We start from the raw sequence: 17967 nt of genomic DNA on the forward strand, positions 1-17967 counted from the left end.
GACCATGACTTCGAGCAGCAGCAAGAAACCAGCCACGACTCCACTCACCCGTGCGCTGGAGACCATCAAGTCCCTGAGGGCCCAGCTCGACGAGCAGAGCGGACATCAGCCGCTCGCGGTGATCGGCGTGGGGATGCGGTTCCCGGGCGGCATCCACGATCTCGACTCGTACTGGGAGGTGCTGCACAACGGCACCGACCTGATACGCGAGCGACCGGCCTCGCGCATGGAGCCCTTCGCCGACGAGTGGGCCACACTGCCGCGCCGCGGCAGCTTTCTCGACGAGGTGCTCGACTTCGACGCCACGTTCTTCGGCATCAGCCCCCGCGAGGCCCGCGCGATCGACCCGCAGCACCGCCTGCTGCTCGAAGTCGCCGTGGAGGCGCTGGAGGACGCGGCGCTGCCGCCCGCCCGGCTCGCGGACGCGAAGGTCGGCACCTACGTCGGCATCACCGGGCGGCACGACTACTGGGACTGGCTGAACGGCGAGATGGACGCCCACTGGACGACGGGCAACGGCCACAGCTTCGCCGCCGGCCGGATCGCCTACACCATGGGCTTCACCGGACCCGCGGTGGCCATCGACGCCGCCTGCGCGTCGTCGCTCGTCTCCGTCCACCAGGCCTCCCAGGCCCTGCGCCGCGGCGAGTGCGACGTCGCCCTCGCCGGTGGCGTCAACCTCGTGGTGTCGCCCGGCTCCACCCGCGTCATCAGCCAGACGGGCGCACTGGCCCCTGACGGGCTGTGCAAGACCTTCGACGCCCGGGCCAACGGCTACGTACGCGGCGAGGGCTGCGGCTTCATCGTGCTCAAGCGGCTCGACCACGCCCGCCGCGACGGCGACCGCATCCACGCGGTCATCCAGGGCTCGGCCATCAACCAGGACGGCCGGTCCTCCGGCTTCACCGCACCCAACGTGCTCTCGCAGATCTCGCTCATCGAGACCGCGCTGCAGGACGCGGGACTGACGGCGGACGACATCGGCGTCATCGAGGCCCACGGCACCGGCACGTCCCTCGGCGACCCGATCGAGGTGGACGCCCTCGTCGCCGCGCTCAGGCCGAACGGCGGCAGCGCCCCCCTCCACGTCGGATCGGTGAAGACCAACATCGGTCACCTGGAGGCGGCTTCGGGCATCGCGGGCCTGATCAAGAGCATCCTGTGCCTGCAGCGCAGGACCATCCCGCCGCTGGTGCACTTCCAGACCCTGAACCCGCGGATCGACATCGACGGGACCGGGATCGTCTTCTCCAACACCGAACAGCAGTGGAACACCGACGAGAGCGGCAGGTACGTCGGCATCAGCTCGTTCGGCATCGTCGGCACCAACGCGCACGTCATCGTCGGAGCGGCCGGCGCCGACCTCGACGGGACGCCGACGGGAGGGGACAGCGCCGCCCCGGTCGCCGTGCGGGGCTTCGAGATCTCGGCGAAGTCGCAGCAGGCGCTGCGCGAGCTCGCCGGTCTGTACGCCGCCCGGCTCGGCACCCTTGCGGACGAGGACTATCCCGCCTTCGCCTACTCCGCGACCGCACGGGCCCAGTACACCGTCCGGGCCCGGGTGGACGCGACCGACAAGGATGCCGCGGCGGCGGCGCTCACCGCGCTCGCGCACGGGGACCCCTCGCCCGCCGTCACCCTCACCGAGGCCGCGGCGGAAGACCGCGGCGCCGCCGGACTTGCGGAGCTGCCGCGCCGGGTGACCACCCTGCCGCACTACCCGTGGCAGCGCCGCCGGCACGCTCCCGAAGCGGTGACCGCTCCGAGCCCGGCCGCAGCCGGCCGGCAGGAGCCGCCCGCGGCGCAGGCGGCGCCGGAGCCCGGCCCCGCCGTGCTGTACGACCTCGACTGGCAGCCCCTCGCCCTGCCCGAGCCGGCCGGCCGCAGGGAGGTCGTCCTGGCCGGCGACGACCCGGAACTGCTGGAGCTGCTGCGGGACCAGGCCCGTGCCTGCGGTCTGCGCGGGACCGTTCTGGGACCCGTGGCCCCGTCCACGGACACCGACTTCGAGACGGGCACCCTGCCCGCCGACGACGCTGCCTGGGCGAGCTTCTGGAACGCCCGCGCGGCCACCGGACCGACCGCCCTCGTCCTGGCGATGAAGGCCACGCCCCTGCCCGAATCCCTGGACGGGGCCACCGACTTCGGCACCCGCAGCGGTGCCCTGTGCGCCGCCGTCACGGTGGCCGTGCGCGCCCTGTACTCGGCCGGCCCCGACGGCAGGGCCTTCGCCGTCACGCGTGGTGCCCGGCAGATATCCGGCCAGGACCGGCCGGTGGCCGGCGACCACGGCCTGCTGCAGGGGCTCGCGCCGGTCATCGGCCTCGAGTTCAACGACAGCTGGGGCGCAGTCGTCGACCTGCCGGCGACCCCCCTGCCCGACGACGCCAGGGCGCTGTGGCGGCTGGTGTGCGCGGACAGCGACGAGGACCTGAGCGCGGTGCGCGACGGAGCGGTGCTGGCCGGGCGACTGCGCGCGGCCCCCGCCGACTTCACGCCGGTGCTCCCGGTCACGGACGACGCCACCTACCTGATCACCGGCGGGCTCGGCGGCATCGGCCGGGCCATGGCCGCCGACCTGGTGCGCCGCGGCGCACGTCATCTGCTGCTCCTGGGGCGGACCCGTCCCGCGGACCTCGGCGAGGCGGCCGCCGCCGCGCTCGACGAGCTGCGCACGGCAGGCGCCGAGGTGGTCTACCTCAGCGCCGACTGCGACAGCCTCGCCGCGCTCACCGAGGCCTGCCGGGTGCTCGACGGGATGCCGGCCGTACGCGGAATCGTGCACGGCGCCGGGACCCTGCCCGAGGCGCTGCTCGCCGATGCGGGACCGCAGGACTTCGAAGCCGGGCTCCGCGGCAAGTTCACCGGCGCCTGGTGGCTGCATCTGCTCAGCCGCGACTGGCCGCTGGACTTCTTCGTGCAGACCTCATCGGCCTCGGCGCTGTGGGGCAACGAGGGCCGCGGCGCCTACGCGGCGGCGAACGGCGGCATCGACACCCTCGCCGAGCACCGGCTCGCCCTCGGGCTGAAGGCCACCACCATCGCCTACGGGTCGTGGGGCCTCGACGGGATGGCCGACGCGGACAAGCGCCGTGACCTCGCCCGCATGGGCATCGTCGAGATGACCGCCGCCGAAGGCTGCGCGACGCTGGCCGCCACGGCGCCCGGCCCCGGCGCTCTGCTGGTCGCCTGCCCCATGGACTGGCAGCGCTTCACCGAGGTCATGTCGACGGTGCGCCGCCGCCCGCTGTTCGACGCGCTGCTCGCCGACGACGCGGCCGGGACCGGACCGCAGCAGGACGGGGCGGCCGGCCCCGCCGGCGCCCCGGCGTCCGGCCTTTCGGACGAGGAGGTGCCCCCGGCCCGTGCCGAGGTGCTGGCCGCGCCCGAGAGCGCGAGGCCCGCGGTGGCCCAGGGCCATGCCGCTCGTATCATCGCGGTCACCCTGGGCCATGACGACGCGTCGGACGTCCCGCAGGACACCGGGTTCTTCGACGTCGGCCTGGACTCGATCATGGCCGTGGACCTGGCGCGCGACCTGTCGCTGGCGTTCGGGATCAGGATCAAGGTCGCCGACATCTTCAACCATCCGACGATCACGGAACTGTCGCAGTACATCGCCGAGCGGGTGGCCGACCCGGCCGCCGCCGCCCCGGCCCCGACGGCCCGCCGCCGTCCTGCGGTGACCGCCGGCCCCACGTCCACCGGGACGGCCCCGGCACCCGTGTCCGCGGACCCGTCCGACGAGGCCCGCGCCCAGGAACCCGTCGCGATCGTCGGCATGGCGGGACGCTTCCCGGGCGCCGACTCCGTCGACGAGCTGTGGGAACTGCTCCGCGACGGCCGTGACACGGTCGGCCGGGTTCCCGCCGACCGGTGGAGCTCCGCGGACCTGCACGACACGGACCCGCTCAAGGCCGGGAAGATCACCAGCGATCAGGGCGGATTCCTGTCCGACATCGCTCGGTTCGACGCCGCGTTCTTCGGTGTGCCGGCCCGTGAGGCGGAGAGCCTCGACCCCCAGCAGCGCCTGCTGCTGGCGGCTTCCTGGCACGCCCTCGAGGACGGCGGCATCGACCCGAAGAGCCTCAAGGGCACCCGCACCGGCGTGTTCGTGGGCATCACCAACTCCGACTACGCCCGGCTGCTCGAAGGCGCCGGCCTGGAGGGGCTGGACGCGTACTTCGTCAGCGGTACGGCACTCAACGCCGCGGCGGGCCGCATCGCCTACACCCTGGGGCTCAACGGCCCGACCATGGCCGTCGACACCGCGTGCTCGTCCTCGCTCACCGCGGTCCATCTCGCCGTCCAGTCACTGCGCCGGCACGAGAGCGACCAGGTGCTGGCCGGCGGCGTCAACCTCATCACGGCGCCGTCGTGCTCGGTCGCGGTGAGCCGCGCGCACATGCTCTCGCCCGACGGGCGGTGCAAGACGTTCTCGCAGGACGCGAACGGCTTCGTACGCGCCGAAGGATGCGGCGTGCTGGTCCTCAAGCGGCTCAGCGACGCCCGCCGGGACGGCGACCGGGTGCTGGCCGTGATCCACGGCAGCGCCGTCAACCAGGACGGCGCGTCGTCCGGGCTCACGGTGCCCAGCGGCACCGCTCAGGAAGCCGTCATCGCGGCCGCGATCGCCGACGCGGGCGTCGCACCGCAGGACATCTCCTACCTGGAGGCACACGGTACGGGCACCTCGCTGGGCGACCCGATCGAGCTCAACGCCGCCTGGAGCGTGCTGGGACAGGGCCGCAAGTCCGGCAACCCGCTCCACATCGGATCGATCAAGAGCAACATCGGACACTGCGAGTCCGCGTCGGGCATCGCCGGGATCTTCAAGACGGTTCTCGCGCTGCGCAACGGAAAGCTCCCGGCAAGTCTGCACTGCGAGACCCTCAACCCGCATGTGCCGTGGGACGACATGAACATGCGCGTCGTCGACGTGCTGACCCCGTGGCGCGTGCGGGACGGGCAGCGCCTGGCCGGAGTGTCCAGCTTCGGATTCAGCGGCACCAACGCGCACGTGGTTCTCGGCGAGGCGCCCGCGCCCGACCTCCCCCCGGTGCTGCCGGACGAGGGACCGCTCCTGATGGCGCTGTCCGCCCCCGACGCCGCCGGATTCGAGCGCGTCGCCCGCGCCTGGCAGGACCGTGCCGCGACGGTCGCCGACTACGCCGAGACCGCCGCTCTCGCCACCACCTCGGGAGTGGGCCGCGCCCACTTCCCCGTACGGCGCGCGCTGTTCGCCGAGACCGGCGCCGCACTGCTCGAGCAGCTCGGCGCCGTCACCGGCGTGCCGGAGCGCGTCACGGGCCGGCCCAGGGTCGCCTTCCTGTTCTCCGGTGCGGGCAGCCAGTACTTCGGCATGGGGCAGGAGCTCTACGAGACCGAGCCGGTCTTCCGTGCGACGATCGACGACTGCGGACGCGTGCTGCTGCCGCTGATCGGTGTGGAACTGCGCGACCTCATGTTCTACGGGGCCGACACGGAGCTGATCGACCAGATCCAGTACACCCAGCCCGCGACCGTCGCCATCGAACTGGCCCTCGCCGAACTGTGGAAGTCCTGGGGCGTGACCCCGTCCGTCGTCACCGGGCACAGCGTGGGCGAGATCGCCGCCGCAGTGGTGGCAGGCGTCATGGACCGGGAGACGGGCCTGACCCTGGTCGCCCATCGGGCGCGTCTCATGCAGGGCACGGGACGCGGTTCGATGCTCTCCCTGGCCGCCCCCCTGGACCGCGTCACCGGCTGGATCGCCGGCACGACGTGTGACGTGGCCGCCGTCAACGGGCCCGAGTCGGTCGTGGTGGCCGGCGTGCCCGAGGACGTCGCCGTCGTCGCGGAGCGGGCGAGGGCCGAGGACGTCAAGGCACGTGAACTGGTCATCTCCTCGGCCGCGCACTCCCGCCTGATCGATCCCATGGTCCCCGAACTGACCGCGGTGGTCAGCGCGATGGAGTTCCGCCCGCCGACCGTGCCGATCGTCTCCAACCTCACCGGAAAGGTCGCGGCGGCCCACGAGTACGGCACCGACTACTGGCCCCGGCACGTGCGCCAGCCGGTGCGCTTCTACGAGGGCGCGCAGGAACTGCACCGCGTGGGAGCCGACTTCTTCCTGGAGCTCGGCCCCGACCAGACGCTCATCAACATGGTCACCGCGGCCGGGATCGCGCCCGCCGGCGGAGCTGTGTCGTCCCTCCAGCGGGGCAACGCGGAACGCAGCAGCCTGCTCACCGCCGCCGCCGCGCTCTACGAGCAGGGCCAGGACCTGGTCTGGAAGCAGGTGCAGTCGGCGACGGGCGGCACGCGCGCCGAGGCGCCCGGCTACCCGTTCGCCGAGACCCGCTACTGGACGAAGGTCACGCCCGCCCGCACGGCCGTCGAGACCGCACCGGCCACCCGGCAGCGCAGGCACTGGGGCGAGGAACTGCGCTCACCGGCGCTGCACGGGCGGGTGTTCGCCTTCGAGCGCACCGCCGAGTACCCGCTGTACCTCAACGACCACCGGATCGAGGAGACGGTGCTCACCCCGGCCTCCTCGCACCTGGCGACGATCCTGTCCGCACTGGCCGGGCAGGGCCGGCCGCTGGCCATCGAGGACTGGGTCTGCCCGCGGCCGCTCATCATCCAGGACGGCGAGCACTACGACGCGCAGATCATCGTCGACGACAGTGCCGCGGTGCCCACGGTCACCCTGCACAGCCTGACCGATCCGGCCGCGGGCCGCTGGGAGAAGCACCTGTCGGGCCGGCTGGTCGACCCCGGGACGGTGCGGCAGCCCGCCGCGCCGGACACCGCGGCGTTCATCGCGGCCGCCGACCGGCACATCGACAGGGACACCTTCTACACGTACTTCCGTGAACTCGGCTACACGCTCGGCCCGTCCTTCCGCTGGATCGAGGACGTGTGGGTCAAGGGCGACGAGGCGCTGGTGCGCTACACCGAGCAGGAGGTGCCCGACAGCCTCGACGACTACGAGCTCTACCCGGGACTGATCGACTCGTTCTTCCAGATCATCGCGGCGTTCATGGTCGACGACGAGGTGCACCGGGCCGCCAGCCTGGCCATCCCCTTCTCGGCGACGGCCATCTCGTTCCCGGGCCGCCCGGAGCGGGGGGGAGAGCTGTGGGGACACGTACATGCCCTGCAGACGCAGCCGCTGCCGAACGGCCGCATGCGGGTCGAGACCTCCGACCTGCACCTGTTCACCGGCAACGGAGACAGCGTGGCCGTCGTGGACGGCTTCCGGGTGCGCAACGCCCGGCGGGCGGCCCTGCGCCAGAGCCTGCGCGGCGGAGAGCCGAACGCGTACGAGCTGTCCCTGATCGCGGACCCCCGGTTCGACGGGCAGGGCCGGCCGGGCCGTGAGATCGCCGTACTCGGCGCGGACACACCGCTGGGCGCACGCGTCACCGAAGCCCTCACCGCACTCGGGCACACCGCCGTCGCCCGCACACCGGCCGACCTCGGCACACCGGGCGCCGGCGCCGTCGTGGACGCGCGGTTCGCAGCGGGCGCCGACACCGCCGACGCCTCCGATGCCTCCGTTGCCCTGCGGGCCTCCCTCGCTCTGGCCGAAGCACTGACGGCCGCTGCCAGGACGGTGCCGTACGTGGTGCTCGGCGAGGCCGGTGCCGCGAGCGCCGCGCAGCGCGAAGCCCTGTGGGGGATGCTGGCCGCTCTGGAAGCGGAGGACTCCGAGCGACGGCTGCTGAGGATCACCCTGGACGACGGCTGGACCCCGGAGAGCCTCGTGGGGACGCTCACCCTGGCCCTCGACCAGGAGGTGCCGGAGACCCGCCTCGTGCTCAACGGCAGCGGTACGCGCATCGCACGGCTGACCGCGGTCCCCTCCGTTCCCGACACCCCCGAGTGGCGCGGCGGTGTCCTGGTGACAGGAGGCCTCGGCGCTCTGGGCCTCAGCGTCGCCCGGATGCTCGCCCAGCAGGGCGCCCCGGCCATCGCGCTGATGGGCCGCTCGGCGCCCGACGCCGCCGCGCAGCAGGTGATCGACGAGCTCACCGAGAAGGGCACGGCCGTGCGCGTCGTACCCGGCGACGTCACCGACGCGGCGGAGTGCGCCGCGGCCGTGGCCGCCGCGTCCCAGGACGCACCGCTGTGCGCGGTCTTCCACCTTGCGGGTGCCACCGCGGACCATGCCTTCGACCGCCTCGACACCGCGGACTACGAGAAGGTGTTCGCCGCCAAGGCACGAGGCGCCGAGAACCTCGCGCAGGCCACCCGCACGCTCGACCTGGACGCCTTCGTGCTGTTCTCGTCGGCCGCGGGCCTCCTCGGCTCGGCGGGACAGGTCAACTACGGCGCCGCGAACGGATTCCTCAACGGCCTCGCCGAATCCCTGCGGGCCGCGGGCAGGCCGGCCACCAGCATCGAATGGGGGCCCTGGGTCCCGGCGGCCAAGGGCGGAATGGCCGCGGCCGCCGAGGTGGAGCGGGCGGCCGACCGCCTGGGCATCGGACGGCTCACCGACGAGTCCGCCGAAGTGCTGCTGTCCCTGGCCCTCACCGGCGACAAGCAGCGCATGCTCGCCGCCGAGGTGAATGCCACGGCCTACGCCGTCGCACTGCGCGGACACCCGCGGGCGGAGCTGGTCAGCGAACTGGTCACCGACAGCGGGCCCGATCAGGCAGCGGCACCCGATCCGGCCGGTTCGCCCCAGGACACGCCCGCGGGACGTCCCAGCGGCTGGCTGCGCGATCTGCTCGGCGAGCTGCCGGCGGAGGAACGCGACGACCGGCTGCGCGACACCCTGCACGACTTGGTCACGCAGACGGTGGGCGACCCCGACGTCGTCCTCGACGACGCCGTCGGGTTCGAGGACGCCGGCGTGGATTCGATCATGGCTCTCGACCTCAGCGACCTGCTGGGTCACGCGCTCGGCACGGAGATCTCGGCCACCGTGGCCATCGACTACCCGAACGTGGGCGAGCTCGCGCACTTCGTCATGGAGCACGTCCTGTCCGATGACCCGGCGGAGGCCACCGTCCCGCCCGCGCGCAGCGCGGACGAGACATCGGTGCAGGACCTCACGGACGAGCAGGTCATCCAGGCACTGCAGAGCGATCTGACCGCAGAACTGTGAGGTGAACAATGGATTCCAACGAGATACGCCAACTGATGGAACAGCAGCTCGCCCAGTCCAGGAGGCTCAAGGCGCGCATACGCGAGCTGGAGGCCGAGCGCAACGAGCCGCTCGCCGTGGTCGGTCTGGGTCTGCGCCTCCCCTCGGCGCTGACCACACCCGACGCGTACTGGAACTTCCTCATGGACGGCGCGGACGGAACGTCAAAGATCCCCGAGGACCGCACGGGACTGCGGTCGGTCCACGCACCGGGCGGCCAGCAGCCGGGCCGTTCCTATGTCGACCGAGGGGGATTCCTGCGGGACGTCTCGCACTTCGACGCGGGCTTCTTCGGGATCTCGCAGCGCGAGGCCGACGCGCTCGACCCGCAGCAGCGCCTCCTGCTCGAGACAGCCTGGGAAGCCATGGAGAGGGCGGGTATCGCGGTCCGTCGCCAGGACCGGCTCGACGCCGGCGTGTTCATCGGCATCATGAGCGCCGACTACACCGACCGGCTCGCCCACCAGGCGGACAAGACCGGCATCGACCCGTACTACGGGACAGGCGGCGGCCACTCGCTGGCAGCGGGCCGCATCAGCTACGTGATGGGCCTGTCGGGCCCGGCGATGAGCGTGGACACGGCCTGTTCCTCCTCCCTGGTGGCCCTGCACATGGCGGCCCGGAGCCTGCGCCGCGGCGAGTGCCGCTACGCTCTGGCGGGCGGCGCCAACGTGATCTTCGCGCCTGATCTCATGGTGTCCCTGTGCCAGAGCAAGGCCCTTGCCCCCGACGGCCGTTCGAAGCCCTTCCTCGACTCCGCCGACGGCTACGGCCGGGGCGAGGGCGTGGGCGTCATGGTCCTCATGCGGCTGTCCGACGCGGAGCGGGAGGGCCGGCCCGTCCTGGCGGTCCTGCGCGGCAGCGCGATCAACCACGACGGTGCGTCCTCCGGCCTGACCGTGCCCAACGGACCCGCGCAGCAGGAGGTCATCCGGGCGGCTCTCGCCGAAGCCGGCATCGCGCCCGAGGACGTCGGCTACGTCGAGGCACACGGCACCGGCACCTCGCTCGGCGACCCGATCGAGGCCCGCGCCCTGGACGCCGTCCTCGGCAGCGGCGCCCCCGGCCGCAGCACCCCGCTCGCGATCGGCAGCGTCAAGGGGCGCATCGGCCACCTCGAGAGCGCGGCGGGCATGGCCGCACTGATCAAGGTCGTCCTGATGCTCCACCACGGGCGGATCCCCGCCGCCGGCAGTGACGAGGACGGGGAGCTGAACCACCTCATTCCCTGGGACCGGATGAAGCTCAGCGTCGGACGCAGGCCGTCCGCCTGGCCGGACACCTACGACCGTCGCATCGCCGGCGTCAGCGCGTTCGGGATGAGCGGCACCAACGCGCACGCGGTCCTCGAGGCGTACGAGGCGGCCCCGGCCGACGCCGCCGGCCGCGGCCCGGCCACCGAGCTGCTCACTCTGTCCGCCAAGAATCCCGACAGCCTCAAGGCGCTCGTGACCGACACGGTGGCGTATCTCGCAGGCGTGGACGAGCACCGGCTGGCCGAGGTCTGTGCCACCCTGCGCGACGGCCGCGTCGCCTTCGAGCACCGCATCGCTGTCACGGCCGCGACCCCCCAGGAGCTGGCGGAGCGACTCGTCAAGGCTGCCGAGGCCTACACGGCGCCCACCGCACGGCAGGCCACCGCCGAGGTCACGCTGCGCGTCACCGACGACCCCACGCTGCTGCAGAAGTCGGTCGAGGCGCTGCTGGACGCTCACCCCGCGCTGCGCCAGGGCCTGAAGAAGCTTCCCGAGCAGGCCGCGGACCGGCTGGCCGAAGCGCTGAAGCCGCTCGGCCTGCGAGTGCGTACCGCCTCGGGCGCACCGCGCACTCCCAGGACGGTGGCGGAGCTGGAGTGGGCGGGCCAGGTCCGGCCGCTGCTGACGCAGGACACCGAGGCCGGCGCGGAACTGCTGCTCGGCATCCTCGCCGAGCTGTTCACCAGCGGCGCGAACCTGCGCTTCGAAGGAGTGCGCCCGCCGGGCACGGGACGCCCCTGGAACCTGCCGACGTACGCCTTCTTGCGCAAGCGCTGCTGGATCGACGAGCCGTCGATCGACGGTGCGGCCGCCGGCGGCCCGGACGACGAGCAGCCGGCAGCCACGGGTGCGGGCCTCGACCGGCAGAGCGTCATCGACTTCCTGGACGCGGAGCTGCGCAAGGTGATGCACGCCGACGACGCGCTGGACCCGGCCCGGACGTTCCTGGACGCCGGCGGCGACTCGTTCACCGCGATGCAGCTCACCATCGGCATCGAGGACGAGTACCAGATCGAAGTGCCGATCGAGGAGTTCGACGTCGAACTCACGCTGACCGAGCTCTTCGACCGCTTGAGCGGCTACATCATCCGCCACCAGGCAGCGCAGACGGACAAGGAGCTGTGCATATGAACCCGTTCGTGCGCCCGCACCGGAGCGACGACCCTGACATGCGGCTGTTCGGCTTCCACCACGCCGGAGGCTCCGCCGCGGCCTACTACCCCATGATCAGGGAACTGCCGCAGAGCTGGGAGCTCCTGCTGCTCGACCTGCCGGGCCGGGGCAAGCGCCACGGCCAGCAGCCCCTGGAACACATCGACCAGGTCGTCGGGCGAGCGGTGGCGGACATGGAGCCGTGGCTCGACGGCCGGCCGGTCGCACTGTTCGGCCACAGTTTCGGCGCCCTGGTCGCCCTGGAGGTCGGCCGGGTCCTCGAGAGCATGGGCCGCACCCCCCTGTGGGTCGGCGTATCGGGCCGGGTGCCGCCGAGCGTCCGCCGGGTCCCCAAGCTCTCGGAGCTGGACGACGAGCAGCTGATGAGGGCCCTGGTCGCCATGGGCGGCACCCCGGAACGCCTCGGCGACATACCGGAGTTCCGGGACCGCTTCCTCGGCATCACCCGGGCGGACCTGCGGGCGGCGGAGTCCTACGAGCCGGACGCCGGCCGTGCCCCCCTGTCCTGCCCGATGACGGTGTTCTGCGGTACGGACGACGCCTGGGCGCCGCTGTCGACGATGTCGGGATGGGCCGCGGAGACACGGATCGGGACCCGGCAGCGCGTGTACGGCGGCGGCCACTTCTACTTCCAGGGCAGCCGGGAGCTGAAGCGCCTCACACGCGATCTCGTCCAGGAGATCCAGGCCGTGGCCCCTGTGACCACCGAAGGCTGACGACGCCTTATGACACCGGAGAGAAGCCCCGCGCCATGCGACTGATCGAGACCTCCGTCGACATCTGCGCCGACACGAACGACGTCTGGAAGATCCTGGTCGATTTCGACCGCTACGCGGAATGGAACCCCTTCATCGTCCATGCCCGGGGCGCGGCTGTCCGGGGCACTCTCCTGGAGATCACGATGCGTCTGGAAGACCGGGCGATGACGTTCACCCCCCGCGTGACCGCGGTGGAGCCCGGCCGCCACCTCCAGTGGCTCGGCCAGTTCCGGATACCGAAGGTCTTCGACGGGCGGCACGAGTTCATCATCGAACCCGCCCCGCACGGTGCGACGTTGAGGCACCGGGAGACCTTCACCGGGCTGCTTCCCCCTCTGCTCGGCTCGATGCTGGCCAAGACGGCAGCGGCATTCGAGCAGTTCAACCTGGCGATCAAGGCAAGGGCGGAGGGCACGGCATGAAGGGCACCGCAGCCGCCAGCCCCGTCCGGCCGTCCGCGATCCAGTTGCTGACGCCCGAGGGCGAGCGAGTGGAGCACCCGGACCATCAGGTGGACCTGACCCCCGAGGAACTGCGCGGTCTGCACCGCGACATGGTCCTGACCCGCCGCTTCGACACGGAGGCCACGACCCTGCAGCGGCAGGGCGAGCTGGGCCTGTGGGCGCCGCTGCTGGGGCAGGAGGCCGCCCAGATCGGGTCGGGCCGGGCGGTGCGCGACGACGACTACGTCGTACCGAGCTACCGCGAGCACGGCGTCGCCTGGTGCCGCGGTGTCGACCCGACGAACCTGCTGGCCATGTTCCGCGGTGTGAACAACGGCGGCTGGGACCCGGCCGGCAACAACTTCCACCTGTACACCCTCGTCATCGGCTCGCAGTCCCTGCATGCCACCGGCTACGCGATGGGCCTGGCGAAGGACGGCGCGGACGCGGCGGTGCTCGCGTACTTCGGCGACGGTGCCAGCAGCCAGGGCGACGTGAACGAGGCGTTCACCTTCTCGGCGGTCTACAACGCGCCGGTGGTGTTCTTCTGCCAGAACAACCAGTGGGCGATCTCGGCGCCGACCGAGAAGCAGACCCGGGTGCCGCTGTACCAGCGCGCCCAGGGCTTCGGTTTCCCGGGCGTGCGCGTGGACGGCAACGACGTGCTCGCGTGCCTGGCCGTGACCCGGTGGGCGCTGGAGCGGGCGCGCAACGGTGAGGGTCCGACGCTGATCGAGGCGTTCACGTACCGCATGGGCGCCCACACCACCTCCGACGACCCGACGAGGTACCGGGCCGACGGCGAGCGGGCCGAGTGGGAGGCGAAGGACCCCATCCTGCGCCTGCGGACCTACCTGGAGAAGGAAGGCCTGGCCGACGAGGAGTACTTCACCTCTCTGGAGGCCGAGAGCGAGGAGCTGGCCCGTCGGGTCAGAAAGGCCGTGAGGTCGATGCCGTTGCCCGCCCCGACGGCGATGTTCGACCACGTGTACGCGGACGGGCACGCGCTCGTCGACGAGGAGCGGGCCCAGTTCGCCGCCTACCGGGCTTCGTTCGCGGATGAGGAGGCCTGACGGTCATGGCTGTCGAGAAGCTTCCGATCGCCAAGGCGATCAACGAGTCCCTCCGGACCGCCATGGAGAACGATGCGAAGGTCATTCTCATGGGCGAGGACATCGGCAAGCTCGGCGGTGTCTTCCGTGTCACCGACGGGCTGCAGAAGGACTTCGGCGAGGACCGGGTCTTCGACACCCCTCTCGCCGAGTCCGGCATCGTCGGCACGGCGATCGGTCTCGCGCTGCGCGGCTACCGGCCGGTCGTGGAGATCCAGTTCGACGGGTTCGTCTTCCCGGGGTACGACCAGATCGTCACGCAGCTCGCGAAGATGCACGCCCGCTCGCTGGGCAAGGTCAGGGTTCCGGTGGTGATCCGGATCCCGTACGGCGGTGGCATCGGCGCGGTCGAGCACCACAGTGAGTCGCCCGAGGCGCTGTTCGCGCACGTCGCGGGATTGAGGGTGGTCTCGCCTTCGAACTCGTCGGACGCGTACTGGATGCTCCAGCAGGCCATCCGCAGCGACGACCCGGTGATCTTCTTCGAGCCCAAGCGCCGTTACTGGGACAAGGGCGAGGTCGACAAGGGGGCCGTGCCCGGCGATCTGCACAAGGCGCAGGTCGTGCGGGAGGGTACGGATCTCACGCTGGTCGCGTACGGGCCGATGGTGAGGGTCTGCCAGGAGGCGGCGGCCGCGGCCGGTGCGGAGGGCAAGTCCCTGGAGGTCCTCGACCTGCGGTCGATCTCGCCGATGGACTTCGACGCCGTGCAGAAGTCGGTGGACAAGACACGGCGGCTCGTGGTGGTGCACGAGGCGCCGGTCTTCTTCGGCTCCGGCGCGGAGCTGGCGGCCCGGATCACCGAGCGGTGCTTCTACCACCTGGAGGCGCCGGTGCTGCGGGTCGGCGGCTACCACGCGCCGTATCCGCCGGCGCGTCTGGAGGAGGAGTACCTGCCGGGCCTGGACCGGGTGCTCGACGCCGTCGACCGCTCGCTGGCGTACTGAGGGAAGGGCCGAGGAACCATGGTTCGCGAGTTCAAGATGCCCGACGTGGGCGAGGGCCTGACCGAGGCCGAGATCCTCAAGTGGTACGTGCGGCCCGGTGACACGGTCACCGACGGGCAGGTCGTGTGCGAGGTCGAGACGACCAAGGCCGCGGTGGAACTGCCGATCCCGTTCGACGGGGTGGTCGAGGAGCTGCGGTTCCCCGAGGGCACCACCGTCGACGTCGGCCAGGTGATCATCACCGTCGCCGTGAAGTCCGCCGAGCCCGAGCCCGAGCCCGAGCCCGGGCCCGCAGGCCGTACCCCGGTGCTGGTGGGCTACGGAGTCGCCGAATCCGCCACGGCCCGCCGGCCGCGCCGCCCGGCTTCCGTACCGCCGGGGGCCGCGGCACCGACTCTGCGGGCGCTGGCCAAACCGCCGGTACGCAAACTCGCGAAGGACCTCGGGGTCGACCTGGCCACGGTCACTCCCACCGGCCCCGGTGGCATCGTCACCCGTGACGACGTTCACGCCCTTGTCCGTCCGGCCGCCGCTCCGGCCGCCGCTCCGGCCGCCGCTCCGGCCGTCGTCCCGGTGGTCACCGACGCCAGGGAGACCCGGATTCCGGTCAAGGGCGTCCGCAAGGCGACGGCCGCCGCGATGGTCAACAGCGCCTTCACCGCCCCGCACGCCAGTGAGTCCGTCACGGTCGACGTGACGCGCACGATGAAGCTCGTCGATCAGCTCAAGGCCGACACGGACATGGCGGGCCTGCGCGTCAACCCGCTGCTCATGGTCGCCAGGGCGCTGCTGGTGGCCATCAGGCGCAACCCCCGGATCAACGCCTCGTGGGACGAGCCGGCCCAGGAGATCGTCCAGAAGAACTATGTGAACCTCGGCATCGCCGCGGCCACGCCACGCGGTCTGATCGTGCCGAACATCAAGGACGCGCACGCCAAGACACTGCCCGAACTGGCGCAGGCGCTGGGCGAGTTGGTGGCCACGGCACGCGAGGGCAGGACGTCCCCCGCCGCGATGCAGGGCGGCACGGTCACCCTCACGAACATCGGTGTCTTCGGCATCGACACCGGTGTCCCGATCCTCAACCCCGGCGAGTCCGCGATCCTCGCCGTCGGCGCGATCAAACCCCGGCCCTGGGTCCACCGGGGCAAGGTGAAGCCACGCCAGGTCACCACCCTCTCGCTCTCCTTCGACCACCGCATCGTCGACGGCGAACTCGGCGCCAGGGTCCTCGCCGACACCGCGGCCGTTCTGGAACGTCCCAAGCGCTTGATCACCTGGAGCTGAGACGGCTGTGAAACGGATCCTGGTCTTTCTGGACGCCCGGCCGTGCAGTCTGGCAGCGGTCCGCCACGCGATCCCGCTGGCCTCGGAACACAGCCTGCTGCACGTGGTGATGGTCAAACCGCGGATGTCGCGCGGTGTGTCCATTCTCTGGTCGCAAGGCGTCTTCGTGCCGGACGTCCAGGACGACGTCACGGAGGCCACGTTCGGCGACGTGGCCGCGCTGCTGGCACCCACCGGTCTGCCCTGGGACTTCAGCGAGGTGGAACGCCGCATCGTCCGATCCGGTCCCTGGGAGGCGGACCACGGTGCCGCGGCGCCGGGCGGCGCGGTCGCGGTACGCCACAAGGGCGGCCCCCTGCACATGCCGCTCGACGGACGCCGAGCGGAGAGCCTCGCCCGTGTCTGGCCGCTGGGCGCCGCCGCCCCCGTGGTCGTCCCCTGCGACCGCCGTCAGCCCGACCCGGGCCCGGACAGACGCTTCCCGGTGCGCTCGTAGAGCGAGCGATCCGGCAGGCAGCGCGGCCGGCCGGATCGCTCGCCCTCGCCTTGGTGCCCCGTCAGCTCAGGGCGACCGGGATCGACTCGTACCGGTACAACTGCAGGCCAGGAGTACGGACCGGCGTGTCCGCCAGACGCAGACGGGGATGGCGGCCGTACAGGCGGCGCAGCACCTCCTCCATCTCGAGCCGGGCCAGCGCCGCACCCAGGCAGTAGTGGACGCCGAGCCCCATGTTCAGGGGGCGGGCGTCCGCGCGGTGCAGATCGAGCCGGTCCGGGTCGGGGAAGCGGGCGGGATCACGGTTGGCCCCGCCCAGGAAGACGATCGTGCCGGTGCCCGCGGGGATCCGGACACCGCCGACCTCCACGTCCTCGAGCGCCATCCGCCGGGTGGCCTGCACCGACCCGTCGAAGCGGCCCAGTTCGTCGATCACCGGGCCCAGCTTGTCCGGTGACGTTGCCAGGATGGTCCGCAGCTCGGCCATCTGGTCCGGCTGCGAGGCGAGCGTGACCACGGTGTTGCCGATCAGCCCCGCGGTCGTCTCGAACCCCGACCCGAAGACGAAGGCGAGCAGGTCGACCAGTTCCTGCGCGCCGAGCCGGTCACCGTCCGCGTCGCGTACCGCGATCAGCGCGGACAACAGGTCGTCGCCCGGTGACTTGCGGCGTTCGGCGACCAGCTCGGTGAAGTAGTCCAGTACGTGGGTGTACGCGGCGTCGGCCTCGGCCAGCACCTCGGGCGGCACCGACACCTCGAAGACGACGCCGGCCTTGCGGATCCACGCGTCGAAGGGGCCCAGGTCCTGCGGCGGTACGCCCACCAGGCGGGCGATGGTCCCCATCGTCACCGGCAGAGCCAACTGCGAGGGAATGTCCGCCGCTTCGCCGCCGGCGGCCCGCTCGGCCATGGCGTCCAGGGCCTGCTCGGTCAGCTGGGCGGTGTAGGGCCGGACCTGCTCGATCTGCCGGACGTTGAACGCGCGCGCGACCAGCCTGCGCAGCCGTGTGTGGTCGGGGGCGTTCGCCCCGGCCAGCGAGGAGAAGACGCTGACCAGCAGCGGACTGTCGCGCCAGCCCGGTTGGTTCTTGTCGAACCACTTAGCGCCCACCGTGCCGAACTTCTCGCCGGACAGCACCGCGCACGCGGCGTCGTACCCGGTCACGAACGCGCCGCCGAGCGCTTCGCTCACGTGGACGGGTGCGATGGCGCGCAGCCGCGCATAGCTCGGGAACGGGTCGCGCTGTCCTTCCGGAGTGAACAGCCGGAAAAGTTCGGCGTCGGCGGGGTGGGGCACTCCTGCCTCGGACGGGGTCGTCGTCATCGGGTCTCTCCTTCGTGGATACCCCGGCCTTA

At 71.9% G+C, this 17967-nt stretch carries 9 protein-coding genes; 8 read left to right on the forward strand and 1 reads right to left on the reverse strand.

The annotated features are described in order from the left end of the window. The first annotated feature begins 4 nt into the window (after nt 1–4). Genes R2S09_RS36160 through R2S09_RS36195 form a run of 8 tightly spaced genes read left to right on the forward strand, consistent with a single transcriptional unit; the run spans nt 5 to nt 16611 of the window. The gene (locus R2S09_RS36160) at nt 5–9100 is read left to right on the forward strand and encodes an SDR family NAD(P)-dependent oxidoreductase (RefSeq protein ID WP_316745475.1); all 9096 of its coding nucleotides are present in this window, start codon (nt 5–7) and stop codon (nt 9098–9100) included. Nucleotides 9101–9108: 8 nt separating this feature from the next. Beyond that, entirely contained in the window at nt 9109–11526 is a 2418-nt protein-coding gene (locus R2S09_RS36165) for a beta-ketoacyl synthase N-terminal-like domain-containing protein (protein WP_316745476.1), read from the forward strand. Then, nucleotides 11523–12284: a thioesterase II family protein gene (locus tag R2S09_RS36170; RefSeq protein ID WP_306192439.1), complete on the forward strand. Its 762-nt coding sequence runs from the start codon at nt 11523–11525 to the stop codon at nt 12282–12284. Before R2S09_RS36165 ends, R2S09_RS36170 begins: the two co-directional genes overlap by 4 nt. 35 nt (nt 12285–12319) lie before the next feature. Further along, nucleotides 12320–12748: an SRPBCC domain-containing protein gene (locus R2S09_RS36175; protein ID WP_306192438.1), complete on the forward strand. Its 429-nt coding sequence runs from the start codon at nt 12320–12322 to the stop codon at nt 12746–12748. Next, a complete protein-coding gene (gene pdhA, locus R2S09_RS36180; RefSeq protein ID WP_316745477.1) occupies nt 12745–13842 on the forward strand; it encodes a pyruvate dehydrogenase (acetyl-transferring) E1 component subunit alpha in 1098 nt (365 codons plus the stop codon). The genes R2S09_RS36175 and pdhA overlap by 4 nt, the downstream gene beginning before the upstream one ends. A 5-nt stretch (nt 13843–13847) precedes the next feature. After that, entirely contained in the window at nt 13848–14828 is a 981-nt protein-coding gene (locus R2S09_RS36185) for an alpha-ketoacid dehydrogenase subunit beta (RefSeq protein WP_306192436.1), read from the forward strand. A gap of 18 nt (nt 14829–14846) precedes the next feature. Next, nucleotides 14847–16115 (forward strand): dihydrolipoamide acetyltransferase family protein, encoded by a 1269-nt coding sequence (locus tag R2S09_RS36190; protein WP_316745478.1) that lies wholly within the window; start codon nt 14847–14849, stop codon nt 16113–16115. 7 nt (nt 16116–16122) lie between these two features. Continuing rightward, on the forward strand, nt 16123–16611 hold the full coding sequence (locus R2S09_RS36195) for a hypothetical protein (RefSeq protein WP_316745479.1): 489 nt from the start codon (nt 16123–16125) through the stop codon (nt 16609–16611). 61 nt (nt 16612–16672) lie between these two features. On the opposite strand, the gene R2S09_RS36200 is transcribed toward R2S09_RS36195, so the two are convergent. After that, complete coding sequence (locus R2S09_RS36200) at nt 16673–17935, reverse strand: cytochrome P450 (protein ID WP_316745480.1); 1263 nt, start codon at nt 17933–17935, stop codon at nt 16673–16675. Nucleotides 17936–17967: the final 32 nt, after the last annotated feature.

It is taken from the genome of Streptomyces sp. MK7 (genome assembly GCF_032658145.1).
GTDB lineage: Bacteria > Actinomycetota > Actinomycetes > Streptomycetales > Streptomycetaceae > Streptomyces > Streptomyces spiralis.

What these genes read in the sequence shown, in the direction of transcription:
- R2S09_RS36165 (WP_316745476.1), top strand. Translation starts at nt 9,109, where the DNA reads ATGGATTCCAACGAGATACGCCAACTGATGGAACAGCAGCTCGCCCAG.
- pdhA (WP_316745477.1), top strand. Translation starts at nt 12,745, where the DNA reads ATGAAGGGCACCGCAGCCGCCAGCCCCGTCCGGCCGTCCGCGATCCAG.
- R2S09_RS36160 (WP_316745475.1), top strand. Translation starts at nt 5, where the DNA reads ATGACTTCGAGCAGCAGCAAGAAACCAGCCACGACTCCACTCACCCGT.
- R2S09_RS36185 (WP_306192436.1), top strand. Translation starts at nt 13,848, where the DNA reads ATGGCTGTCGAGAAGCTTCCGATCGCCAAGGCGATCAACGAGTCCCTC.
- R2S09_RS36175 (WP_306192438.1), top strand. Translation starts at nt 12,320, where the DNA reads ATGCGACTGATCGAGACCTCCGTCGACATCTGCGCCGACACGAACGAC.
- R2S09_RS36170 (WP_306192439.1), top strand. Translation starts at nt 11,523, where the DNA reads ATGAACCCGTTCGTGCGCCCGCACCGGAGCGACGACCCTGACATGCGG.
- R2S09_RS36190 (WP_316745478.1), top strand. Translation starts at nt 14,847, where the DNA reads ATGGTTCGCGAGTTCAAGATGCCCGACGTGGGCGAGGGCCTGACCGAG.
- R2S09_RS36200 (WP_316745480.1), bottom strand. Translation starts at nt 17,935, where the DNA reads ATGACGACGACCCCGTCCGAGGCAGGAGTGCCCCACCCCGCCGACGCC.